This window comes from Campylobacter concisus (assembly GCF_001298465.1).
In the GTDB taxonomy this organism is placed as follows: Bacteria; Campylobacterota; Campylobacteria; order Campylobacterales; family Campylobacteraceae; genus Campylobacter_A; species Campylobacter_A concisus.
The window spans coordinates 488,099-510,400 of record NZ_CP012541.1; the positions used below are offsets into that span (position 1 = coordinate 488,099).

Annotated in this window: 21 protein-coding genes, 1 tRNA gene and 1 pseudogene; 15 read left to right on the forward strand and 8 right to left on the reverse strand. The window is 37.2% G+C overall.

Going from position 1 to position 22,302, the window contains the following annotated elements; all coding sequences use genetic code 11:
• Window position 1: 1 nt before the first annotated feature.
• A complete protein-coding gene (ribD, locus tag CCON33237_RS02465; protein WP_054196242.1) occupies window positions 2-1,063 on the forward strand; it encodes a bifunctional diaminohydroxyphosphoribosylaminopyrimidine deaminase/5-amino-6-(5-phosphoribosylamino)uracil reductase RibD in 1,062 nt (353 codons plus the stop codon).
• On the opposite strand, the gene CCON33237_RS02470 is transcribed toward ribD, so the two are convergent.
• From CCON33237_RS02470 to CCON33237_RS02480, 3 genes are all read right to left on the reverse strand, one after another.
• Window positions 1,060-1,923: a VIT1/CCC1 transporter family protein gene (locus CCON33237_RS02470; RefSeq protein WP_054196243.1), complete on the reverse strand. Its 864-nt coding sequence runs from the start codon at window positions 1,921-1,923 to the stop codon at window positions 1,060-1,062. The two genes, ribD and CCON33237_RS02470, sit on opposite strands and share 4 nt — an antisense overlap.
• A gap of 54 nt (window positions 1,924-1,977) precedes the next feature.
• Window positions 1,978-2,062 (reverse strand) — tRNA-Leu (locus tag CCON33237_RS02475).
• A 46-nt stretch (window positions 2,063-2,108) separates the two neighbouring features.
• Entirely contained in the window at window positions 2,109-2,411 is a 303-nt protein-coding gene (locus tag CCON33237_RS02480) for a F0F1 ATP synthase subunit C (RefSeq protein ID WP_054196244.1), read from the reverse strand.
• Between the two features lie 206 nt (window positions 2,412-2,617).
• Between CCON33237_RS02480 and CCON33237_RS02485 the strand changes: the two genes are divergently transcribed.
• The 7 genes from CCON33237_RS02485 to pckA all read left to right on the forward strand — a co-directional run bounded on the left by CCON33237_RS02485 (window position 2,618) and on the right by pckA (window position 12,146).
• Entirely contained in the window at window positions 2,618-3,964 is a 1,347-nt protein-coding gene (locus tag CCON33237_RS02485; protein ID WP_081004423.1) for a sodium-dependent transporter, read from the forward strand.
• Window positions 3,961-5,292, forward strand: a complete 1,332-nt coding sequence (locus tag CCON33237_RS02490; protein WP_054196245.1) for a sodium-dependent transporter — start codon at window positions 3,961-3,963, stop codon at window positions 5,290-5,292. Before CCON33237_RS02485 ends, CCON33237_RS02490 begins: the two co-directional genes overlap by 4 nt.
• The gene (locus CCON33237_RS02495; RefSeq protein ID WP_054196246.1) at window positions 5,292-6,632 is read left to right on the forward strand and encodes a sodium-dependent transporter; all 1,341 of its coding nucleotides are present in this window, start codon (window positions 5,292-5,294) and stop codon (window positions 6,630-6,632) included. The genes CCON33237_RS02490 and CCON33237_RS02495 overlap by 1 nt, the downstream gene beginning before the upstream one ends.
• A gap of 9 nt (window positions 6,633-6,641) precedes the next feature.
• Window positions 6,642-7,151, forward strand: coding sequence for a TRAP transporter small permease subunit (locus CCON33237_RS02500; RefSeq protein ID WP_054196247.1), 510 nt, complete (start codon window positions 6,642-6,644; stop codon window positions 7,149-7,151).
• Window positions 7,151-8,539: a TRAP transporter large permease gene (locus CCON33237_RS02505; protein ID WP_054196248.1), complete on the forward strand. Its 1,389-nt coding sequence runs from the start codon at window positions 7,151-7,153 to the stop codon at window positions 8,537-8,539. Before CCON33237_RS02500 ends, CCON33237_RS02505 begins: the two co-directional genes overlap by 1 nt.
• A 122-nt stretch (window positions 8,540-8,661) precedes the next feature.
• The gene (locus CCON33237_RS02510) at window positions 8,662-10,464 is read left to right on the forward strand and encodes a biotin/lipoyl-containing protein (protein ID WP_054196249.1); all 1,803 of its coding nucleotides are present in this window, start codon (window positions 8,662-8,664) and stop codon (window positions 10,462-10,464) included.
• A 107-nt stretch (window positions 10,465-10,571) separates the two neighbouring features.
• A complete protein-coding gene (gene pckA / locus CCON33237_RS02515; RefSeq protein ID WP_211256089.1) occupies window positions 10,572-12,146 on the forward strand; it encodes a phosphoenolpyruvate carboxykinase (ATP) in 1,575 nt (524 codons plus the stop codon).
• Between the two features lie 342 nt (window positions 12,147-12,488).
• Here pckA and CCON33237_RS02520 read toward each other — a convergent pair whose 3' ends face one another.
• From CCON33237_RS02520 to CCON33237_RS02530, 3 genes are read right to left on the reverse strand one after another with little or no spacing between them, the layout of a single operon-like run.
• Window positions 12,489-13,844: a cation:dicarboxylate symporter family transporter gene (locus tag CCON33237_RS02520; protein ID WP_054196251.1), complete on the reverse strand. Its 1,356-nt coding sequence runs from the start codon at window positions 13,842-13,844 to the stop codon at window positions 12,489-12,491.
• 11 nt (window positions 13,845-13,855) lie between these two features.
• On the reverse strand, window positions 13,856-14,350 hold the full coding sequence (locus CCON33237_RS02525) for a peptidylprolyl isomerase (protein ID WP_054196252.1): 495 nt from the start codon (window positions 14,348-14,350) through the stop codon (window positions 13,856-13,858).
• Between the two features lie 11 nt (window positions 14,351-14,361).
• The gene (locus CCON33237_RS02530) at window positions 14,362-15,069 is read right to left on the reverse strand and encodes a YebC/PmpR family DNA-binding transcriptional regulator (RefSeq protein WP_054196253.1); all 708 of its coding nucleotides are present in this window, start codon (window positions 15,067-15,069) and stop codon (window positions 14,362-14,364) included.
• A 152-nt stretch (window positions 15,070-15,221) separates the two neighbouring features.
• On the opposite strand from CCON33237_RS02530, the gene CCON33237_RS02535 reads away from it, so the two are divergent.
• Genes CCON33237_RS02535 through CCON33237_RS02550 form a run of 4 tightly spaced genes read left to right on the forward strand, consistent with a single transcriptional unit; the run spans window position 15,222 to window position 18,697 of the window.
• Window positions 15,222-15,776 carry a GNAT family N-acetyltransferase gene (locus CCON33237_RS02535; RefSeq protein WP_054196254.1) on the forward strand — a complete coding sequence of 185 codons (555 nt, stop codon included), beginning with the start codon at window positions 15,222-15,224 and terminating at the stop codon, window positions 15,774-15,776.
• Complete coding sequence (locus CCON33237_RS02540; protein ID WP_054196255.1) at window positions 15,773-15,976, forward strand: heavy-metal-associated domain-containing protein; 204 nt, start codon at window positions 15,773-15,775, stop codon at window positions 15,974-15,976. The genes CCON33237_RS02535 and CCON33237_RS02540 overlap by 4 nt, the downstream gene beginning before the upstream one ends.
• A gap of 1 nt (window position 15,977) precedes the next feature.
• Window positions 15,978-18,155 carry a heavy metal translocating P-type ATPase gene (locus CCON33237_RS02545; RefSeq protein ID WP_054196256.1) on the forward strand — a complete coding sequence of 726 codons (2,178 nt, stop codon included), beginning with the start codon at window positions 15,978-15,980 and terminating at the stop codon, window positions 18,153-18,155.
• Window positions 18,156-18,157: 2 nt separating this feature from the next.
• Window positions 18,158-18,697 carry a hypothetical protein gene (locus CCON33237_RS02550; RefSeq protein WP_054196257.1) on the forward strand — a complete coding sequence of 180 codons (540 nt, stop codon included), beginning with the start codon at window positions 18,158-18,160 and terminating at the stop codon, window positions 18,695-18,697.
• A 2-nt stretch (window positions 18,698-18,699) separates the two neighbouring features.
• Here CCON33237_RS02550 and CCON33237_RS02555 read toward each other — a convergent pair whose 3' ends face one another.
• Window positions 18,700-19,089, reverse strand: a complete 390-nt coding sequence (locus tag CCON33237_RS02555) for a hypothetical protein (protein WP_021090651.1) — start codon at window positions 19,087-19,089, stop codon at window positions 18,700-18,702.
• A gap of 205 nt (window positions 19,090-19,294) precedes the next feature.
• On the opposite strand from CCON33237_RS02555, the gene argH reads away from it, so the two are divergent.
• The 3 genes and pseudogenes from argH to CCON33237_RS10055 all read left to right on the forward strand — a co-directional run bounded on the left by argH (window position 19,295) and on the right by CCON33237_RS10055 (window position 21,824).
• A complete protein-coding gene (gene argH, locus CCON33237_RS02560) occupies window positions 19,295-20,695 on the forward strand; it encodes an argininosuccinate lyase (RefSeq protein WP_054196258.1) in 1,401 nt (466 codons plus the stop codon).
• A 457-nt stretch (window positions 20,696-21,152) separates the two neighbouring features.
• A pseudogene (locus tag CCON33237_RS10050) lies at window positions 21,153-21,431 on the forward strand (methyl-accepting chemotaxis protein); the annotation flags it as partial.
• A gap of 84 nt (window positions 21,432-21,515) precedes the next feature.
• The gene (locus CCON33237_RS10055) at window positions 21,516-21,824 is read left to right on the forward strand and encodes a CZB domain-containing protein (RefSeq protein ID WP_374048490.1); all 309 of its coding nucleotides are present in this window, start codon (window positions 21,516-21,518) and stop codon (window positions 21,822-21,824) included.
• A gap of 40 nt (window positions 21,825-21,864) precedes the next feature.
• Here CCON33237_RS10055 and CCON33237_RS02570 read toward each other — a convergent pair whose 3' ends face one another.
• Entirely contained in the window at window positions 21,865-22,218 is a 354-nt protein-coding gene (locus CCON33237_RS02570; RefSeq protein ID WP_021091047.1) for a histidine triad nucleotide-binding protein, read from the reverse strand.
• Between the last annotated feature and the right edge of the window lie 84 nt (window positions 22,219-22,302).

A 22,302-nucleotide genomic window follows, 5' to 3' on the forward strand; every position in this document is an offset into this window, starting at 1 on the left:
GATGAACGACGAATTTTACATGGATCTTGCTTTAAGCGAGGCTTGGAAATTTCAGATCCTGACCTATCCAAATCCAGCCGTTGGATGTCTTATTCTTGATGAAAATGGTCAAATTTTATCTTGCAAGGCTCATGAAAAGGCTGGATATTTGCACGCTGAACCAACAGCGATACTCTTTGCACTTTGCAAAAAAAGTGAAAAATTTAAAGATGATTTCATAAAGGCGTATAACGCCAAATTTGCTTCTAATATAAAAGAGGGCGAATTTGGCCTTTTAGAGCCAAAATTTACCTACGAATTTCTACTAAATAATCACGCAAATTTACTAAAAAATGCAAAAGCATACGTCACTCTTGAGCCTTGCTCGCATCATGGCAAAACGCCACCTTGTGCAAATTTGCTAAAAGAGCTAGGTTTTAGAGAGGTAATAATAGGCAGTCATGATGAAAATAAGGTAGCAAGTGGTGGCGCAAATTTACTGCAAAGTGCTGGTATGAGGGTGAAATTTAGTGTTTTAAAAGAGCGTTGTGACAAGCTACTTGAGCCATTTTTAGCCTATCAAAATGGTGGATTTATTTTTTTAAAAATCGCCCTTAGTAAAAACGGCGTGGCAAGTGGCGGCATCATCACAAATGAGCTTAGCCGTACGCACGTCCATAAACTTAGAAGCGTCATAGATACGATAGTGATCGGTGGCAATACAGTGCGAGTTGATCGCCCAAAGCTTGACAGTAGGCTAGTAAGTGGCGGTAAAAATCCAGATGTCATAATCTACTCAAGAAGTGATAAATTTGATAAGACAATACCGCTCTTTAGTGTGCCAGATAGAAAAGTCAGCATTCAAAAAGAGCTTAATTTAACAGGGCTTACTATGTTTGAAGGAGCTGATGAGTTTTTAAAGCTTGCAAAAGATGGCAAGCTAGCAAACGTAAAATGGCTACTTATCTATCAAAGCTCAAATTTTAAGGATGGTAAAAATTTAAGCCTTGATCTAAATTTAAAGCCACTATTTAGTGGGAATTTTGGAGACGATAGCTACACTTGGTATGAAATTTTGGATTAAATATCTAGGCCAAAATAGTGCTTGACTAAAAAGCCAATGCCAAATGAAATGATCGCAACACCAAAAGTTATCACACACATTTCAATCACTCTTGGCAAAAATTTAAGCTCTTTTGCCACGCTTATGTAAAAGTTGTAAGTGATAATGGCAACAAAGGCAAAGAAAAACATCGACAAGACAGCGTAAACACCACTTGAAAAGATGAAAAATGGAAGTATCAAAAACGCCGTTGTTATGATGTACGAACCACCTGTGTAGAGCGAATAGGTAAGCGGTTTGATCTCGTCACTTGGATTTTCTTTTGACTCGAGATAGGCTGACCCTGCCATAGAAAGAGCAGCTGCAATGCCCATGATAAGGCCTGTTGCACCAACTGATTTTGTATTTGAAAAAGCTAGAGCGATGCCACTTAGCGTGCCAGTTAGCTCAACTAATGCGTCATTCATACCAAGAACGATACCACCGGCATTGACTAGTTTCGTGTCTTTTAGCATAGAAATTAAATTATTTTCATGATTTACTTCTTCATTATAAATATCTCTAGCTTCAGGATACTCATCAACAATACCAAGATAAAATTGCTCTGCGTCTTCTTCACGTGACTCCATAAATTTTAAAGTAAAAGATGTACCAAAAATTTTAACAAGTATCGTATAGAAGATGACTTTGAATAAATTTGCAGTTCTGCTCTCACCTGTTATCTTTTGGCAAAAAGCATAATGTCGTTTTTCCTCAGTGATTAATTTACGAAGTATTTTTTTATTTTCTTCACTTTTTTCACTAGCTTCGAGTAATGTATAGATAGCGGTATCATCTGCTTCATTTTGTAGCTGTTTTAAAGCACGCTTTTTATCTAGCATAAATTCCCCTTTTTAAATTTTGTAAGATTTTGAACTTTGAAGTGTAAGATTAGATGGTGCGATCAGCGAGACTCGAACTCGCACACCTAGCGGCACTACCCCCTCAAGATAGCGTGTCTACCAATTCCACCATGATCGCAAAAAGAGTAAAGCCCCAAAGAGGGGGCTAAATTTAAGCTCTACGCTTAGCCAAGCATTGGGTTTGCGTAAAGAACGATAAGTGTAATAACAAGTGCGTAGATAACTTGTGCTTCGATCATCGCAAGAGCAATAAACATTGTAGTCATAAGTTTGCTACCAACACCTGGGTTTCTAGCTGTTCCACTAATTGTTGCAGCAGCTGTATTGCCCATACCAATAGCGCCACCAAGAGCTGCAAGGCCAAGGCCAATACTACCAGCGATAACTGAATATGATTTGATCATCTCGCCATCAGCGCCGAATGCGAATGCAGCAAGACCAAGAATTAAAAACACGATCTTTTTCATCGTTGCTCCTTTAAAATTTTAAAGCTCTTTCGGATCTGTCCCCTACTTAAACTTTATGAGCCGTAATATTACAAAAACAAAACTTTGTTTCAAATAAAAACACTAAAAATTTAAATTGCCTATAAAAAATTCTTGGCTTAGAAAAATAAAAGTTTTTTTATGCTATCTTTTAAAAAAATTAATTTATTCTTAATCCTAGGTTTTCAATGATAAATGAAAAATTTTCAAAAATAGGCTTTGTTCTTGCGATGGCAGGTTCCGCTGTAGGTCTTGGCAATGCCTGGAAATTCCCTACAATGGTAGGAAATAACGGCGGTTCAGCATTTATAATTTTATATTTGCTCCTTACATTTGCTATCGCATTTGTGGCATTTTTGGCGGAGCTTAGTATAGGAAAGCTCGGTGAAAGCGACGTCGTAAGCTCTATTTATAAGCTTGCTCCAAAGCATAAAAAAGCGTGGTCTCTCTCTGGCTTTTTTATGATCGGCGCGATTTTGATAGCTTCATTTTATATGGTGGTTATTGGCTGGATTTTAAAGTATATCTATCTTAGTTTTTCGCCACTTTTGGCTGATACTAAAGAAGCAGCAGTGCAGTTTAATACACTTTTAGCAAATGACTTAACTAGTAGTGTACTTTGCTTTAGCATAGTTTTTTTAATGGTATTTTTTGCCGTTTCAAAAGGCGTAAAAAGTGGCATAGAAAAGCTAAATATATGGATGATGCCAAGCCTTTTTGTTTTACTTGTTTGTATGCTTTTTTACGCGCTTAGCATGGGCGATGGCTTTGTGAAGGCGGCTAAATTTTTATTTGTACCAAATTTTAGTGCGATCACACCAGATGTGATTTTACAGGCTCTTGGACTTGCGTTTTTTTCGCTATCTATGGGCGTTGGCGTCATACCAACATATGCTGCAAATTTACCAGAGCGTACAAATTTAATAAAATCAACACTTTCTATCATTTTTATAAATATATTAATAGGCATTATGATGGGGCTTGTGGTCTTTACATTTATATTTGCTTATGGAGCTGATAGCACGGCAAGTGGCCCGGGTCTTATCTTTATCTCGCTTGTCACGCTTTTTGCAAAGCTTGGCGTCGTTGGCAACGTCATGGCGGTTGCATTTTTTATATCGCTTTTGTTTGCAGGTATCACGAGTGCGGTTTCGATGATCGAGCCCTTTGCTTATTATTTGGTTAGAAAATTTGAAATTTCACGCAAGGCAGCACTTCTTTATATAGGCGCTTTTGTCTATGTTTTGGGAATTTTTTGTATATTTTCATACTATTCTGATACGGCCAGCACATTTAGTATATTTGGCAAGCCAGTATTTGACGCGCTCGACTTTCTTACATCAAATATTATGATGCCAATAGGTGCCATAATTTTTAGTTTTTTTGTTGGCTATAAACTTAAAAAAGAGAGCCTATATCTACTCTTCGGTGAATTTATGGGAAAAGTATTTTTTGAAATTTGGTATTTTGCTTTAAGATACATCGTACCAATCGCAATTTGTGTCATTATGATCTATCAAATAGCAGGTAAATGATGGATAGATTTAGTAAAGTTGGTTTTGTTCTTTCTATCATTGGAGCGGCTATTGGCCTTGGTAATGCATGGAAATTTCCATATATGGTCGGTAGTAACGGTGGTTCAGCATTTATTCTTATATATCTATTTTTTGCTTTTGTTGTTGGCCTTAGTATATTTTTTGCTGAGATGGCAATGGGAAAAATTTCTCGTCTTGATACGGTTGGAGCATTTAAGAGCCTAGCCACAAAGGGGTCAAATTTATGGAAATTTGCTGGCATTATAATGGTAACAGGGCTTTTGATAGCTTCTTTTTATACGCTCATTATCGGCTGGGTGCTAAAATACGTCATCCTAAGCCTTGGCGAGCTTCCTAAAGATATCACACACTCAGAGGCACTTTTTGTAAATTTTACTTCAAATGGCGCATTTGAGCAAATTTTATATTTTAGTATCGCCTTTTTTGCCTACTTTTTTATCTTGACAAAGGGTGTTAAAAGTGGCATAGAACGCATAAATGTCTATCTTATACCGGCTTTATTTGTCTTGCTTTTACTAATGCTTGGTTACTCTTTTGGTATGAATGGTTTTGACGAGGCGGCTAAATTTTTACTTGTGCCAGACTTTTCAAAAATTGATCAAGGTGCTATTTTAAACGCTCTTGGACTTGCTTTTTTTACGATGTGTATTGGTATAGGCTGCATACTTACTTATTCATCAAGTCTTGGTGATGATACAAATTTGTTCACTTCATCGCTTTATGTAGTCTTTGCAAATATAATTATTAGCGTAATTATAGGGCTTATAGTTTTTACATTCACCTATGAATTTGGCTCAGAGCCATCAAAGGGGGCAGGGTTAGCATTTATCTCGCTTCCAACGCTTTTTGCAAAGCTTGGTTTGCTTGGAAATTTCTTGGCTTTTGCATTTTTTACATCTTTATTTTTTGCTGGTATAACATCGGTTATTTCGCTAGTCGAGCCATTTATATTTTTCTTAAATAAAAGTTTGGGATTTAGTAGAAATAGATCAATTATTATTGTCGGTGCCGTAGTTTATGTTTTAGGGATTTTATGTGCGTTAAGCGGTATTGGCGTTTTTAAAGAAGCACTTACATTTTTTGGTAAGAGCTTTTTTGATTTGCTTGATTATCTTAGCTCAAACATTATGCTCCCACTTGGTGGCATTATATTTGCCATTTTTGTTGGATACTTTATGAAATTTGAGCTTTTAAAAGAGCTATTCTTGCCTTATATGGGTAAGATTGTTTTTAAAATTTGGTATTTTTTAATAAGGTTTGTGGCACCAGTTCTAGTTTTTGTGGTGTTAGTAAGGGAGATTGCATAATGGCAAAAGAACAGTTTTCTAAAATAGGTTATGTTTTAGCAGTTGCAGGGTCAGCTGTTGGACTTGGCAATGCATGGAAATTTCCATATATGGTTGGTGAAAATGGTGGATCGGCATTTGTTATTTTATATCTTTTGATAACGTTTTTAGTTGGCATACCTATCTTTATGGCAGAGCTAAGTATCGGCAAACTTAGTGAGAGCGATAGTGTAAATGCCTTTAGAAAGTTGGCGAATAAAAATAAAAATTTATGGCAGCTGGTTGGAATTTTAGCTATGGTAACCGCAGCCATAATCTCATCTTATTATATTGTGATCATCGGCTGGGTCTTTAAGTATTTCAGCCTATCTTTTACCGGTCTTCCAAACGATATAGAAAGTTCAAAAGTAATATTTAATGAGCTTCTTACGCATGGTCTTGGCGAGCAGACACTTTATTTTGTTATAGCATTTGTAGCTTGCTTTTTTATCCTTTCAAAAGGTGTGAAAAGTGGTATTGAAAAGCTAAATGTTTGGATGATGCCAAGCCTATTTATCATGGTTTTAATCATGCTTATCTTTTCTATGACAATGAATGGTTTTACAAAATCGGCTGAGTTTTTACTTGTTCCCGACTTTAGCAAAATTTCATTTAACTCGCTTTTGCTTGCTCTTGGTCTTGCTTTCTGGACACTATCTCTTGGTATGGCAGCGATCATTACATATTCAGCTAGCCTAAGCGATGATACAAATTTAGCCACTTCTACGCTAAGTATCGTCTTTATAAATATCGTCTTAGCCATCATGATGGGTCTTGTTATCTTTACATTTATATTTGAATTTGGTGCCGAGCCGTCTCAAGGACCAGGACTTGTCTTTATCTCGCTTCCAACGCTCTTTGCTAAGCTTGGCGTGATAGGTCAAATTTTAGCTATAGCATTTTTTGCTGCGCTTATCTTTGCTGGCATTACTTCAGCCATCTCTATCGTAGAGCCGTTTGTATTTTTCTTGATCAGAGAGTATGGCATTAACAGGATAAAAGCTCTTAGTATAGTTGGAGCTGGTGTTTTTGTTTTAGGATTTTTATGTCTTTTATCAAATATAGAAAATGTTGGCGACAAATTTATGCTCTTTGGTAAAAATTTCTTTGATTTTCTTGACTTTACCGCTTCAAATGTTCTGCTTCCAATTAGTGGTATTGGTGGAGCGATATTTGTTGGATATTTTATGAAAAGAGAGGCACTTTATGTGCTATTTAGTCCATATATGAGCGACTTTGTATTTAGTGCATGGTATTTTTTATTAAGATATGTGGCACCAGTTTGCGTATTTATCATCATGATAAATAAATTGTTTTTTTAAGGGTTGGTTATGCAAAAAGTTGAGAAATTTTTTGATAAGGTCGGCGATATAGTCGGCTATATTTGCATGTTTATTATGGCTTTGATGATAATAGATGTCTTTTTTAACGTTGTGGCAAGATATTTTTTCTCTTACGGTAATGTCGCATTTCAGGAGCTTGAGTGGCATTTTTTTGCTGTAATATTTTTACTTGGCATGAGCTATGCATTAAAAGAAGATGCACACGTTAGAGTTGATATCTTTTATGCTAAATTTTCACCAAAAAATAAAGCTCTTATAAATATGATAGGAACTGTTATTTTTGTAATCCCATTTGCACTTCTGGTTTCAAATTTATCATTTGAATTTGTGAGTGATGCTTATACTTCAGCTGAAGCTAGTGCAGATCCAGGCGGTCTTACTCACAGATGGATCATAAAAGCACTTATCCCTTTTTCTTTTTATCTGCTTGTATTTTTTGCGATTGGCTTTTTTATAAGAAATTTTAATCTTTACAAAAAAGCTAAAAAGGGGGAATAATGGCTGGTTTGATAATGTTTATAGCTGCACTTTTGATGCTAGGCATTGGCTTTCCAGTAGCCTTTACCTTTGGTGCGGTTTCGATGATATTTGGCATGATTGGTAGTATTGTTGAGAGTATTGGAGACGGAGACGGGCTGCTTGGAAGTATCGAAGTCTTCAAAGATATGTTTAACTTCATGCCTTATAGAATTTTCTCTATCATGGAGAGTAGAATTTTTATAGCAGTTCCACTTTTTGTCTTTATGGGCGTTGTGCTTCAAAAGTCAAAACTAGCTGAGAGGCTACTTGAGAGTATGGGTATGCTTTTTGGAGAAATTCGCGGAGGTATTGCTATTAGCACTATCTTGGTTGGAGCACTTCTTGCAGCTTCAACTGGTGTTGTTGGTGCAAGTGTCGTTGCGATGGGCGTTATAAGCTTGCCTGTTATGTTAAAGTATAAATACGACCAAGCGCTAGGTTGTGGCACTATATGTGCCGCTGGTACGCTTGGACAGATCATTCCACCTTCTATTGTGCTGATTATCTTGGGTGATATATTTTCAGTGCCAGTTGGTGAGCTTTTTCATCAAGCCATCATACCAGGACTCACACTTGTAGCAGTTTATATTATTTATATTTTGATTGTTGCTTATTTGAAACCAGATACTGCACCGGTAGTAAAAGATGAGAGCGGTGTTAGTAAATTTAAGCAGATCATGAGAGCACTAATTGCTATCTTTCCGCCGCTTTTACTTGTTATTTGTGTATTGGGCTCTATATTTGCAGGTATCGCTACACCAACTGAAAGTTCAGCTTTTGGCTGCGTTGGAGCCATTATTTTAGCTATTTTTTATAGGACATTTTCATTTTCTATGATAAAAGAGGCATTGGCAGAAAGCGTAAAAACCACAGCTCTAGTCTTTGCCATACTTGTTGGTGCGACAGCCTTTTCTATGGTATTTAGTTATACTGGTGGAGATGAGATTGTTGAAAAATTTATGACAAATTTACCAGGTGAGAAGTGGGGCTTTATCATTTTTAGCATGGTTGTCATCTTTGTGCTTGGCTTTTTTATCGACTTTGTTGAAATTTCATATATTGTGCTTCCTATCTTGGTACCAATAGCCGCAAAGCTTGGTATAAATCCAATTTATCTAGCAATCTTAGTTGCAATGAATTTGCAAACTTCATTCCTGACACCACCATTTGGTTTTAGCTTATTTTTCCTAAGGTCAGTCGCACCAGCTGAGATAAAAACGACTGCTATTTATAAAGGCGTTGTGCCTTATATTTTTATTCAGCTTGCTGTACTTGTATTTTTCTGCGTCTTTCTAATGGAATTAAAGCCAATGCTTGATGCGAGCCACGGCGGATTATTAAACTTCTTACTCTCACTTTTTAAATGATATAAAAGTTTTTGGTTGTAAAATACCAAAAAACAAGCAAAATGGCTAATTTGAGTTTCTAACCAATTTAGCCATTTTCTATGAATTCTTTAAATAAATTTATAAAATTAATGAGGTGGGTGATGGCGAAGAAATTTATCGATGTTATGGATACGACCTTTAGAGATGGCTTTCAGTCAGTTTATGGCGCTAGAGTGCTTATGAACGACTTTTTGCCCGCGCTTGAAGCAGCCAAAGAGGCTGGCATAGAGCATTTTGAATTTGGTGGCGGAGCGAGATTTCAAAGCCTTTATTTTTACCTAAATGAAGATGCTTTTACGATGATGGATAAAATTAGAAGCATCGTAGGACCAAAAGCAAATCTTCAAACCCTAAGCAGGGGCGTAAATACCGTAACACTTGATACTGGTAGTCGTGAGCTAATCGACCTTCACGCAAAGCTTTTCAAAAAACACGGAACCACCACCATTAGAAATTTTGACGCACTAAATGACGTTGAAAATTTAAAATATTCAGGCGAGAGAATAGCTCATCATGGACTAAAACATGAGGTCGTCGTTACTATGATGGATCTACCAAATGGCTGTGTGGGGGCTCATGATGTTAAATTTTATGAGAAAATTTTAAGAGAAATTTTAGATGCAAACATCCCTTATCACAGCGTTTGCTTTAAAGATGCAAGTGGCACAAGCAGCCCACAAAAGGTCTATGAAACCATAAAAATGGCTAGAAAACTACTACCAGAAAAAACTCATATCAGACTTCACACTCATGAAACCGCAGGCGTAAGTGTTGCTTGCTATCTTGCAGCGCTTGAGGCTGGCATTGATGGCATAGATCTAGCCGCAAGCCCAGTAAGTGGTGGTACAAGTCAACCAGATATCTTAACTATGCTTCATGCAGTAAAAGGCAAAAACTACGATCTTGGCGGACTTGACGTGGAGAAAATTTTAAAATACGAAAGCGTTTTGAATGACTGCTTAAAAGAGTATTTCTTGCCACCTGAGGCCGTGCAAGTAAGCCCACTCATACCATTTTCACCGATGCCTGGTGGCGCACTTACTGCAAATACCCAGATGATGAGAGATAACAACATCTTAGATAAATTTCCAGAGGTCATCCTTGCGATGCGTGAAGTGGTGCAAAAGGGTGGATACGGTACTTCAGTAACCCCTGTTAGCCAGTTTTACTTCCAACAAGCATTTAATAATGTAATGTTTGGCAAGTGGAAAAAGATTGCAGAGGGCTACGGTAAAATGGTGCTTGGCTACTTTGGCAAGACACCAGTTACGCCTGATAAAGAGATCATCAAGCTTGCAAGTGAGCAACTAGGCTTAAAACCAACTACAAAACACGCAGTTGATATAGCTGATAAAGATGAGAGTAAGTCGCTTGCTCACGTAAAAGAAATTCTAAAGCAAAACAATATAAAAACTACCGAAGAAAATATATTTATAGCAGCAGCTTGTAAAGAAAAGGGTATCGCATTCTTAAAAGGCGAAGCCAAAGTAAATGTAAGAAAGATCGATCCAAACGCTAAGGCAAATGAATGCAGACAAACTCAAAGTGGCAGATATAGTGTCGTTGTAAATGGTAGCCGCTACAATGTCGAAGTAAGCGAAGGCTTTAACGATAGCATCCAAGTAAAATCGATCACTGAAGTTGAAGGCAAGAGCGTAAAAAATGCTAAAAGTGCAGCAGCAGGCATAACAGCAAATGATATCGTTGCTAGCTTGCCAGGCGCTGTGCATAAAATTTTAGTAAGTCCTGGCGATCAAGTCAAAAAAGGGCAAGCTGTAGTCGTGCTTGAGGCGATGAAGATGGAGATAGAGGTCAAAGCCCCAAAAGATGGTGTGATAGGCTCTATTGAGGTTAGCAAAGGTCAAAGTGTCGCGAACAATCAAGTGGTGGCTAAATTTAAATAAATTTGCCCATTTTAAAAAGAGAGTGTTAAGCGAAATTTGATTAACATTTTGATGACTTTTAGGTCAGAATTTATAAAGAAATGAAAATTTTAAAAGGAAATAACATGATAAATAAACTAGACGAGCTAGGTCTAAAAGAGATCAAAAAGATAAATCACAATCTAAGCTATGACGAGCTTTTTGAGCTTGAAAAGGCAAACAACGAGGGCAGTGTTTCAAGTAACGGCACATTTATGGTTGATACTGGAATTTTTACTGGAAGAAGCCCAAAAGATAAGTACTTTGTCAAGCAAGATCCAAGTCAAAAATACATCGCTTGGGGTAAGATAAATCAGCCTATCACAAAAGAGCTTTTTGATAAACTTCTTAAAAAAGCAAAAGAGCAGCTTAGCGGCAAGGAAATTTTCATCCAAGATGCATTTTGTGGAGCTAGTAAAAAGAGCCAAAAATCAGTCCGTTTTGTCACCGAAGTAGCGTGGCAAGCGCACTTTGTAAAAAATATGTTCATCCGCCCAAGCGAGGCAGAGCTAGCTAAATTTGAGCCTGATTTTGTAGTATATAACGCTTGTAAAACAAAAAATGAAGAATATAAGGCTGATGGGCTACATTCAGATGTCTTTGTTATCTTCAACGTCGAGGAAAATGTCGCAGTGATCGGCGGTACGTGGTACGGTGGTGAGATGAAAAAGGGTATTTTTTCTATGATGAACTACTGGTTGCCACTTGAAGGTAAACTAAGTATGCACTGCTCTGCAAACGTAGGCGAAAAAGGCGATACAGCGCTATTTTTTAGCCTATCAGGTACTGGCAAAACGACACTTTCAACTGATCCAAAACGCAAACTAATAGGCGATGACGAGCACGGCTGGGATGATGATGGCGTGTTTAACTTTGAGGGTGGCTGCTATGCAAAATGTATCAATCTTGATCCAAGCAGTGAGCCAGAAATTTACGCAGCGATCAGGCGTGATGCGCTACTTGAAAACGTCGTGGCTGATGAAAAGGGTGTGGTTGATTACAAAGATGGCTCAAAGACTGAAAATACACGCGTGAGCTATCCGATCTATCACATCGACAACTACGAACCAAGTTCAAGCGCTGGCCATCCAAAAAATATCATCTTTTTAAGTGCTGACGCTTTTGGCGTGCTTCCTCCAGTTGCGAAGCTTACAAAAGAGCAGGCTATGTATTATTTCCTAAGTGGCTACACAGCAAAAGTTGCTGGTACAGAGCGCGGTATCACCGAGCCAGTCGCTACTTTTAGCGCTTGTTTTGGCGAGCCATTTATGCCACTTCATCCAACTGTCTATGCAAAATTACTTGGCGAGAAAATAGATAAACACGGCGTTAATGTCTATCTTGTAAATACAGGCTGGAGTGGTGGTGCTTACGGCGTTGGCAAGCGTATGAGCATAAAAGCAACTCGTGCTTGCATAAATGCGATCCTTGATGGCAGCATCACAAAATGTGAGTTTGAAAATTTTGATAAATTTAACTTCGCTATTCCAAAAGAGCTTGATGGCGTCGAGACAAAGCTACTAAATCCTATAAACACATGGACGCATCCGGCTGAGTATAACGCTTCACGTGACAAGCTAGCTAAAATGTTTGTTGAAAATTTCAAACGTTACGAAGATGTAAAAGAGGGCGTTGAGTACGCTAAAGCTGGTCCAAAAGCTTAATTTGCATAGCCTTGCAAAAAATTTTGCAAGGCTAGTTTTTTTAGTTGGCATTTTTGATATTAAAGTATCTTTCTTCTAAATTCCAAGTTCAATTGTTACATTTGTAAATTTATTCTAGTAAGTAACAAAATATTAGATATTGCCAAATATATGAGTTACTAATAAAATTTTCCTATTACACTTAGCCTAGTTTTTTCTGTGCTTGAACCAAGTATCAAATATCATTTATTGTGCTACTGTTTTCTAAAAATTTTTATAGGTTTTAGGAGGAGATAGATTGCATAAATTTAGGGTAAAAAGAAAAAATAAGGGCAAAGTTGCCCTTATAGTTATAAATGTATATTATGAGTGAAAGTGAAATTCCTCTGGATGATCTAGTGCGTATCTAAATTTATCCATATCGACTTTTTTATCCCAGATAGAAACTATCATGCAACCAACAGCGTTACCGCAGAGATTACCAACTGCACGCATCTCTGACATAAATTTATCAACGCCAAGTAGCACAGCCACGGTGACAACTGGTATGCCAGTGCTTGGGAGTGCGCTTAGTGTGCCTGCAAGGACGACAAAGCCTGAGCCTGTCACGCCAACAGCGCCTTTACTTGTTATCATTAGCACGATTAGAATACTTATTAGATGCTCAAAACTTAGCGGGATGTTGAAAGCCTGCGCTAAGAAGATAACGCTTAAGCTTAGATAGATGTTGGTGCAGTCAAGGTTAAATGAGTAGCCAGTCGGGATGATAAGTCCAACTGCGCCTCTATTTATACCAGCTGATTCTAGCTTTTGCATAAGTGGCGCAAGAGCTGTTTCGCTCGAGCTTGTCGCAAAGACTACCAATACCTCTTTTGAAATAAAACGCATAAATTTAAAGACATTGATTTTTGCAAAATAGCAAATAATGCCAAGCACGACAAAGATAAAAAAGCAGCTCGCAAGTGCCATAACAACCAAAAGCTCCATCATGCCAAGAAGCGTTCCGATACCAAATTTGCCGATTAGATAAGCCATAGCTGAAAATGCAGCCACTGGGCTAAAGAGCATAAGCCAACTAAGAAGTTTTAAGACATAGTGCTGGATAAATTCAAGTGGCTTTAGGCAAGCTTGTTTTTTATCATGAGCTAGCAGCGAAAGTACGATGGCAACGATAATAGCCATGAAAAGTACTTGAAGTGTGTTTGATTTTATAAATGGATCAAGTATATGCACGTATGGGAAAATGTCATCTACTGGCACAGCACCTCTTAAAAGATGAAGTGTATGTGCTACAAATCCGCTATTTGCGTCCATATTTGCAGCTTGAGATGTAAATTTAGCCACACTTGAGGCATCAAGCTGAGTATAGTCAAGATTCATACCATGTCCTGGACGAAGTGTCTCGCCAAAGATGATACCGACAGCAAGTGCAAGTGTGCTAACTATCTCAAAATAGATAAATGCCTTTAATCCAATAGACCCAAGATCTTTTAAACTCTCAAGTCCAACGATACCTGAAACGATCGTTAAAAAGATAATAGGACCAATCAAAATTTTAAGTGCTTTTATAAAATAATCAATGCCTGGCTTGCTTGCTATACCAAGCTCAGGTGCGACCATGCCAACGATAACGCCACCAACAATACCGATCACAACCCAAAAGGCAAGATTGGTAAATAATCTTATGGCAAGGCTTCCTTGCTTTTTAGTATTATTCATAAATTTCCCCTTTATAGGCTTTCTCTGATCTTAGCAGAGATGATCTTATCGCCTTGTCTTATAGCGTCAAGCACCTTTAGGCTCTCTTCATCAACGCATTTTCCAAAGACTGTATGCACGCCGTCAAGATGAGGTTGTTTGCTATGACAGATGAAAAACTGTGATCCGCCAGTATCACGCCCTGCGTGAGCCATGCTTAGGCTACCGCGCTCGTGTTTTACCTTTTGGTTGTCGCATTCGCATTTTATTCTCCAGCCAGGACCGCCTGTACCTGTGCCATTTGGACAACCGCCTTGGATAACAAAATTTGGTATAACTCTGTGAAAATTTAGACCAGTATAAAAGCCTGATTTTATCAAATGGATAAAATTTGCGACAGCTTGTGGAGCTTCTTCGGCAAAAAGTTCAAGTCTGATCTCGCCTTTGTCTGTCTCTAAAACTACAAATTTATCTTTTTTAAGTTCATCTAAATTTATATCATAAACTTTTAATTCATCAAAACGCATGTATTTCCCTTTTATTCGATATTTGTATAAACTGCTTGAACATCATCATCATCTTCTAGCTTATCAAGAAGTCTCTCAACCTCAAGCATTTGCTCTTCGCTTAGATTCACGGTTTGATTTGGTAAGTATTGAAGTGAAGCTTTTTTAACTACTAAATTTAGCTTTTCGATACCTTCATGAAGTGTGCCAAAATTTGCATAATCACCGTATACAAATAGCGTCTCATCGTCAGCCTCGATATCGCTTAGGCCATAATCTATCAGCTCAAGTTCGATCTCTTCAATGTCTGCGCTTGGTTTTTCAAGCTCAAAAACGCTCTTTCTTGTAAACATAAAGCTAAGGCTGCCACTTGGTAAAATTTCTCCACCATTTTTGCTAAATATCGCTTTAACATTGGCAACCGTTCTTGTTGGATTGTCGGTCGCACACTCAACGATGATCTGCACGCCGTGAGCTGCTTTACCATCATAAAAAATAGTCTTAATATCGGCACTGTCTTTGCCATTTGCTCTTTTTATGGCAGCGTCGATGTTATCTTTTGGCATATTTTCAGCTTTTGCTGCTGCGATTGCCGCACGAAGTTTTGGGTTCATATCTGGATCACAACCACCATCTTTTGCAGCTACTGTTATAGCTTTTGAAAGTTTTGGAAATACTTTGCTCATCTTATCCCATCTAGCTTCTTTTGCCGCTCTTCGGTACTCAAATGCTCGTCCCATAAATATCCTTAAATAAATTTTTTACGGATTATAACTAAAAAAATTTTATACTTTTTTAAAACATTTTTAGTTTGCATATTGCGGGTTATTAATTTGTAAATCGCAGATTGATATTTGGTAAAAATTTAAGCTAGAGTTTTATAATGACGCACATGATACAAAATGCTCAAAAACAAGATGCAAAAAGCTGCATAAAGCTACTAAATCTAGCAATGGAGGATATCGCCTACAAGCTAAGTGGCTACGACGATCCTATTAAAAGTGATGAAATTTTAGAAATTTTTTTCAAAAGTGAGACAAATAGACTAAGCTATAAAAATGTCTTTGTTTATAAACATAACGAGGAAATTATAGCTGCTATGTGTGCTTACTTTGGTGGCGACGTGGAGCAGCTTGATAGAGAAATTTCGCAGCATTTAATGGCTCTTGGCAAAGATACTCAAGTAGAAAAAGAGTGTTTTGACGATGAGTTTTATATAGATAGTATCGCTGTTGATAAAAATTTTAGAGGCCAAGGGCTTGCAAAAGAGCTCATAAGGCATTCATTTGTCGTAGCAAAAGAATTAGGGCATAAAAAGGTTTCATTAATAGTAGATACAAATAAACCAAAAGTTCGTAAATTTTACGAGAGCCTTGGCTTTAAATTTAATGTTAAGAAAATTGTAAATTTACATGAATACGACCATATGATAAAGGAGATAATATGAAAACATTTGAAGCAAGCAATATCCACTGCCAAAACTGCGCAAACACTATAAAAAACGCACTTGAAGATGACTTTGGCAAGATAGAAGTTGATCTTAGCAAAGAGCCAAGACAAGTTAGGGTTGATCTTAAAGATAGTGAAGTTGAAAAATTTAAATCTGAAATGGCTGATCTTGGATTTGACGTTATAAAGGAGCTTTGATATGCCTTTAAAAGTCAAGCTAAATATAGCGGGAATGAGCTGCGTAAATTGCTCAACCGCTATCGAGAAAGTTTCTAAAAAGATAGATGGGGTGCTTGAAGCAAATGTAAATTTTGCAAATGCAAGCGGCGAATTTGTCCTAAAAGACGCTAGCGTGCGTGAAGTTTTAGAGCAAAAGATAAAAAAGCTTGGCTACTTTGTGGCGACAAATATTGATGAATTCGAAGCCAAAAGAGACGAGCATATAACTGCGATCAGAAATAAATTTATATTTGCATTTCTAGCGAGCATGGTCATCATGGCGCTTGAGATGTTTGTAAGGCCTAGCGTGGTTGTAAATTTAGCCATTTTAGTGCTTGGCTTTTTGGTGCTAGCTTTTAGTGGCAAAGACTTCTTTGCTCACGCCATAGAGGCTGTTAAAAACAAAAACTACGATATGAACGTGCTTGTAGCTCTTGGAAGCGGCAGTGCATTTTTATACTCGCTTTTTGTTGTGATCTTTTCAGATTTCATCCCAGATGATCTAAAAAATGTCTATGTCTCGGGCGCAGCGATGATAATAGCCTTTGTTTTGCTAGGTAAGTATCTTGAAGAGCGCTCAAAGGCAAAGGCAGGCGACTACCTAAAGACGCTACTTAAAATTTCGCCAAAGACCGCCTTTTTGGTCATGCCAGATGGACATAGTAAAGAGGTAAATGTAAATGAGCTAAAAGTAGGCGACATCGTCATCGTAAAAAATGGCTACAACATTCCAAGTGATGGCGTGATAGTTCAAGGTGGCGCTGAGATAGATGCTTCTATGCTTACAGGAGAGAGCTTGCCAGTTTATAAAGAGGTGGGAGATGGCGTATTTGCCGGCACTCTAAACACAAATGGCTACATAAGCGTCAAGGTGACAAAGAGCTCTTACGAGAGCTTGCTATCTCAAATTTTAAACCTACTAAGCGACGCTAGCTCTAAAAAGATGCCTATCGGACGGCTGGCTGACAAGATAGCAAACATCTTTGTGCCAAGTGTCGTGGCGATCTCAGTTCTTACATTTTTTATATGGATAATTTTTAGTGGAAATTTCGCCTATGCGATCTCTAGCGCGATCTGCGTTTTAATAATCTCATGTCCATGCGCTCTTGGACTTGCTACGCCAATAGCAATAGTAAGCTCGCTTGCACGTGGTGCAAAAGCTGGAATTTTAGTAAAAAATCCAGAAGTTTTAGAGCTAATAAAAGATGCTAAATTTGTAGCATTTGATAAAACTGGCACGCTTAGTAAAGGGCAAATCAGTGTCAAAAGCTCAAATTTAAGCGAGCAAGATTTAGCTCTTATCGCTTCTGCTGAAAATTTAAGTGAGCATCTCATCTCAAAAGCTATCGTTAGATATGCAAAGCAAAAATGTATAGATTTACAAAAGCTAAATGGAAAATTTCAAAATGTTGTCGGGCAAGGCATCATCTATGAGGATGAGAATAATCAGATAATAATCGGAAACGAAAAGCTGCTTTTGGCAAATGAAGTAAGTTTAAATCCGGATGAAAGTAACGCTATAAAAGAGGCTACAAACGATGGAAGCGGCGTCATACTTTGTGCTATAAATAAAAAATTTGTCGGTTTTTTAACGCTTAGTGATGAGCTAAAAGACGAGGCAAGTGATGTTATAAATGAGCTTACAAGTCTAAATTTACAAAGTGTGATCCTCTCAGGCGATGATGAGAAAGTAGTTGCAAGCATCGCTAAGAAGCTAAATGTGAGCAAATATCACGCAAATATGTTGCCTGAAGATAAATTTAATGAGATAAAAGAGCTTACAAATCATGGTGGCGTTATCTTTGTTGGTGATGGCGTAAACGACTCACCATCACTTAAAGAAGCAAGTGTTGGTATAGCTATGAACTCGGGCTCAGATATAGCAAAAGGTGCTGGAGATATCGTGCTTATTAAAAATGATTTGCGTGGCGTGACCGGACTAGTTAGACTAGCAAATGCTACTATGGCAAACATAAAAGAAAATTTATTTTGGGCATTTATGTATAACGCGATTTGTATTCCAGTGGCTGCTGGTGTGCTTTACCCGGTCTTTGGGCTACTTTTAAGCCCAGTTTATGGCTCAATGGCGATGTGTCTTAGCTCTGTTACTGTCGTTTTAAACGCACTTAGACTTAGATATCTACGACTTAAGGATTAAAATTGAGGCTTGGGGAACTTTATAGCGTTGTAGCGGCTGCGCTTGCTGCAAATTTTAGTGGCATTTTGGATGTTTCATCTTTTATGCGTATCAAAAAGACAAATGCGTGGATAACGCAGACTAATAGCGAAGCAAATAAAAAAGGCAATGAGCTTTATGCCAAATTTATCAAAGATGAAAGTAGTGCTGCTTTATGTGACGATTTTGTCATTTTAAAGTCAAAATTTGAGGCAAGTTACTGTTTTTCTTCTGCAAAAGATGATCTAGCTCAATTTTACAAGGCTATAAATTTTCAGCCAAAAATGGGCGAGGTTGATAGCATCTCAAATCAGTTAATTTTAATAGCAAATATTTTAAAAAGTGAAGCATCTAAGGAGTCTATGAAGCTTCTTGCAGCTTTTAGTGTCTCATTTTTCTTGCCTTATGCTAAACAGCTTTCAAGAGATATCCAAAAAGACGCAACTAGCAATTTTTATAAATCAATGGGATATTTTTTAGAGGATTTTTGCCTAGTTTTAGAAACTATTATTGGTAAGGCTTAGTTTTAAGCCTGTGCCATTTCTATCATTTGAGTTTTAATGCTTAAAATGTTATTTTGAATGGCTGACTGCTCTAAATTTAAGTAATGAAGCATTTGCATAGAGTTACGATCTTTTAGGCTTTGGATGCTTGAAATTTGATGTGAAATATCTAGCTTTTGATCTTGTAATTTTTCTAAGTCTTTTTGTAACTGTATAGCGCTCGCTTTATTAATAATTATAGGGGAAATTTTAGCATCTTCTCTTTGTTCTACATGTACTTCATTGCTTCTAACAATATCTTTTTTGTCATAGCCAGAAGATACTAACATGCTTGTTTTTGAGCTATTTGAAGAGATAGATGTATAGCCATCATGATAGAAAATATTTGAGTTCATATTCGCATCTATTTGCATATCATCCTTCCTCTTATAGATTATTTTTATTTTAAACTATATTCAATAGAAAATTAAAATAGTTTTTAAAAAGTTATATTTTGAATTATATTTCTATATCCTTAAAGATAAATTATATTTATAACTTTTTTGCAACTTTATAGTTAAAATACCCAGTTAAGTGCTATTTTGTTAAAATCACGCAAAACTAATTAAAGGTAAAGCTATGAAAAAAGATGAAAACGCACATAAAAAGATGTGGGAGGGAAGATTTAGCGAGGCTAGCTCGAAGTTACTTGAGGAATTTAATGCTTCTATAAATTTTGATAAAAATCTTTTTGAAGAAGATATCGCTGGAAGTAAGGCTCACGCAAAGATGCTTGGAATTTGTGGAATTTTGAAAAAAGATGAGTCAGAGGCGATCATAAAGGGGCTTGATGAGGTTTTATCTGAGATAAGAGCAGGTAAATTTATTTTTAAAATAGAGGATGAAGATATACATATGGCAGTTGAGAAGCGCCTTAGCCAGATCATCGGAGCTGAGCTTGGTGGTAGATTGCACACAGCTAGAAGTAGAAATGACCAAGTTGCGCTTGATTTTAAATTTTACGTATTGAAGAAAAATTTAGAAATTTCTTCATGTATAAAAGAGCTCATCGCCACGCTTACAAATTTAGCCAAAAATCACAAAGATACGCTAATGCCAGGCTACACGCACCTTCAGCATGCCCAGCCGGTAAGCCTTAGCTACCATTTGCTAGCGTATGCCTTTATGTTTAAGAGGGATTTTGAGCGATTTGTTAGCTCCTATGAGCGAAATAACTTTAGTCCGCTTGGCTCAGCAGCACTTGCAGGCACTCCTCATAAGATAGATAGAACTATCGTTGCAAGTGAGCTTGGCTTTGCAGGTTGCACGCAAAATGCGATGGATAGCGTGAGCGACCGTGACTTTGCGCTGGAAATTTTATTTAACATTAGCGTTTTTATGACGCACGCTTCTAGGCTTTGCGAGGAGCTCATACTTTGGAGCTCTCAAGAATTTGGCTTTGTAAGCATTAGCGACGCTTATAGCACGGGCAGTTCCATAATGCCACAGAAGAAAAATCCAGATGTAGCCGAACTCATACGCGGTAAAACTGGACGTGTAAATGGAAATTTAGTAGCACTACTAACTACGATGAAAGGTCTGCCACTTGCTTATAATAAAGATATGCAAGAAGATAAAGAGGGTGTGTTTGACAGCGTCTCAACCATTTTAAGCTCGGCTACTATCCTAAACGAGATGATAAAAACGGCTAAATTTAATGAAAAAAACATGTTAAAAGCGACAAAAACTGGGCATCTAAGTGCCACTGATCTGGCTGATTATCTAGTGCGTGAAAAAAATATTCCATTTAGAACAGCACATTTTATTACAGGTAAAGCTGTTGCAAAGGCTGAAAGTTTAGGACTTGATTTGAGTGAATTAAATGAAGAGCAGCTAAAAAGTGTCGATGAAAATTTAGATGAAAATGCTATTAAATTTCTAGATCTTCACGCTTCAAAAGAGGCTCGCAATTCAAAAGGCGGCACGGCAAATAAAAGCGTTGAAGAGCAAATTAAAATTTTAGACGATTGGCTTAAGTAAAAAGAGTTATAATTACGCGTAATTTACAAATTTTAAAGGATGAAAAATGTTTTTTGATGGCAAGAATAAAGAGCTTTCTAGTAAAAATGAAGCTTTACAAAGAGAAAATGAAGCTTTAAAGGCTGAAATTTTAGTACTTAAAGAGGAGCTAAAAAACGTTAAAACTTGCGAGCCAAAAGAACAAGCTAAGGATAAGCAAGAGGCTGTAAATTTATTGCTTTCAAGTTATCAAGATGGTATAAATTTCTTGCAATTAACAATGGAAGAAAATCTAAAAATGCTTGAAAGTATAAACGGATTAAATGAAAAGACTTTCAAAGAGACAGGTGAACTCAAGTCGCAAACGGCTGAAATTTTAAACTCGATCGAGCAAGTAAGCCAGATGAGTGGCGATCTCTCAAACGACGCATCTTCACTTGATGGAAGCGTAAATTCGATTGTTGAGATTATAAATCTAATTAAAGACATCTCAGATCAGACAAATTTACTAGCTCTAAATGCTGCGATCGAGGCGGCCCGTGCTGGTGAGCATGGACGAGGTTTTGCTGTCGTGGCAGATGAAGTTAGAAAGCTAGCTGAGCGCACTCAAAAAGCAACACTTGAAGTAGAAGTGAATATAAATGGCCTTAAGCAAAGTGCGAATACGATGATCGAAATGAGTGAGAATTTTTCAAAAATTTCTGCAAATGCTATGAAAATTTTAGGTGGATTTGAAGGAAATATCTCAAGCGTAAACGCAAATACGCAAAATATCCTAAATCAGGCTTTAAATGTTACAAATGAAGTCTATGTAAGTAATGGAAAAATAGATCATATAAATATGAAGCTAAATGGATATAGAGGTGTGCTTTTAAATGAATTTAATAAAATTCAAGATGTTCATGAGTGTAGATTTGGCAAATGGTATGAAAAAGATGTGAAAAATACTCTTGTAAAAGATGCCAAAATTCTCTCAAGTATCGCAGCTCATCATGAAAATGTTCATCATGGACTAGAAAAAGCGATGGTTATTTTTGCTGATAAAGACAAAGGAAATCTACCTGGCGTTGAAATATTAAAAGATGTTGAAAACTCAAGTAAAGTAGGTTTTGAAGAGTTGCTTGAAGCTATTAAGTCTGCAAGAAAATAAAATCTTAGACTCATGCTTTGAGTCTAAGATTTATAAGTTATTAAAATGTGCTTTGTGGATCAGCTACGCCTTCGCTCCAGCCAAGCTTCGCTCCGCCAAGTAGGTGAAAATGTAGATGCATAACCTCTTGGCCGCCGTTTTCGCCGCAGTTTGTGATGAGGCGGTATCCGCTCTTATCAACGCCCATTAAGGTCGCCACTTCTTGGATAAATTTAGTCATCTCTCCCATTAAAACCGGATCCATCTCTTGGAAATTTTTATAGTGTTTTTTTGGGATGATTAGGATGTGGATCGGTGCTTTTGGATTTATATCGTTAAAAGCTAGAAATTTCTCGCTTTCAAGCACTTTGTTGCAAGGGATTTCACCAGCTACGATCTTTTCAAATATGGTCATTTTAGCTCCTTTGAAATTTTTCAAAATTATATCAAAGTGTGCTTAAATTTCGTGCTCTTTATCTTGATTTTAACTCTTTTTCTA

What these genes read in the sequence shown, in the direction of transcription:
- ribD (WP_054196242.1), top strand. Translation starts at nt 2, where the DNA reads ATGAACGACGAATTTTACATGGATCTTGCTTTAAGCGAGGCTTGGAAA.
- CCON33237_RS02490 (WP_054196245.1), top strand. Translation starts at nt 3,961, where the DNA reads ATGATGGATAGATTTAGTAAAGTTGGTTTTGTTCTTTCTATCATTGGA.
- CCON33237_RS02505 (WP_054196248.1), top strand. Translation starts at nt 7,151, where the DNA reads ATGGCTGGTTTGATAATGTTTATAGCTGCACTTTTGATGCTAGGCATT.
- CCON33237_RS02500 (WP_054196247.1), top strand. Translation starts at nt 6,642, where the DNA reads ATGCAAAAAGTTGAGAAATTTTTTGATAAGGTCGGCGATATAGTCGGC.
- CCON33237_RS02540 (WP_054196255.1), top strand. Translation starts at nt 15,773, where the DNA reads ATGAAAACATTTGAAGCAAGCAATATCCACTGCCAAAACTGCGCAAAC.
- CCON33237_RS02570 (WP_021091047.1), bottom strand. Translation starts at nt 22,218, where the DNA reads ATGACCATATTTGAAAAGATCGTAGCTGGTGAAATCCCTTGCAACAAA.
- CCON33237_RS02535 (WP_054196254.1), top strand. Translation starts at nt 15,222, where the DNA reads ATGATACAAAATGCTCAAAAACAAGATGCAAAAAGCTGCATAAAGCTA.
- CCON33237_RS02485 (WP_081004423.1), top strand. Translation starts at nt 2,618, where the DNA reads ATGATAAATGAAAAATTTTCAAAAATAGGCTTTGTTCTTGCGATGGCA.
- CCON33237_RS02530 (WP_054196253.1), bottom strand. Translation starts at nt 15,069, where the DNA reads ATGGGACGAGCATTTGAGTACCGAAGAGCGGCAAAAGAAGCTAGATGG.
- CCON33237_RS02520 (WP_054196251.1), bottom strand. Translation starts at nt 13,844, where the DNA reads ATGAATAATACTAAAAAGCAAGGAAGCCTTGCCATAAGATTATTTACC.
- CCON33237_RS02555 (WP_021090651.1), bottom strand. Translation starts at nt 19,089, where the DNA reads ATGCAAATAGATGCGAATATGAACTCAAATATTTTCTATCATGATGGC.
- CCON33237_RS02545 (WP_054196256.1), top strand. Translation starts at nt 15,978, where the DNA reads ATGCCTTTAAAAGTCAAGCTAAATATAGCGGGAATGAGCTGCGTAAAT.
- CCON33237_RS02480 (WP_054196244.1), bottom strand. Translation starts at nt 2,411, where the DNA reads ATGAAAAAGATCGTGTTTTTAATTCTTGGTCTTGCTGCATTCGCATTC.
- CCON33237_RS10055 (WP_374048490.1), top strand. Translation starts at nt 21,516, where the DNA reads ATGAAGCTAAATGGATATAGAGGTGTGCTTTTAAATGAATTTAATAAA.
- CCON33237_RS02525 (WP_054196252.1), bottom strand. Translation starts at nt 14,350, where the DNA reads ATGCGTTTTGATGAATTAAAAGTTTATGATATAAATTTAGATGAACTT.
- CCON33237_RS02470 (WP_054196243.1), bottom strand. Translation starts at nt 1,923, where the DNA reads ATGCTAGATAAAAAGCGTGCTTTAAAACAGCTACAAAATGAAGCAGAT.
- CCON33237_RS02495 (WP_054196246.1), top strand. Translation starts at nt 5,292, where the DNA reads ATGGCAAAAGAACAGTTTTCTAAAATAGGTTATGTTTTAGCAGTTGCA.
- argH (WP_054196258.1), top strand. Translation starts at nt 19,295, where the DNA reads ATGAAAAAAGATGAAAACGCACATAAAAAGATGTGGGAGGGAAGATTT.
- CCON33237_RS02510 (WP_054196249.1), top strand. Translation starts at nt 8,662, where the DNA reads ATGGCGAAGAAATTTATCGATGTTATGGATACGACCTTTAGAGATGGC.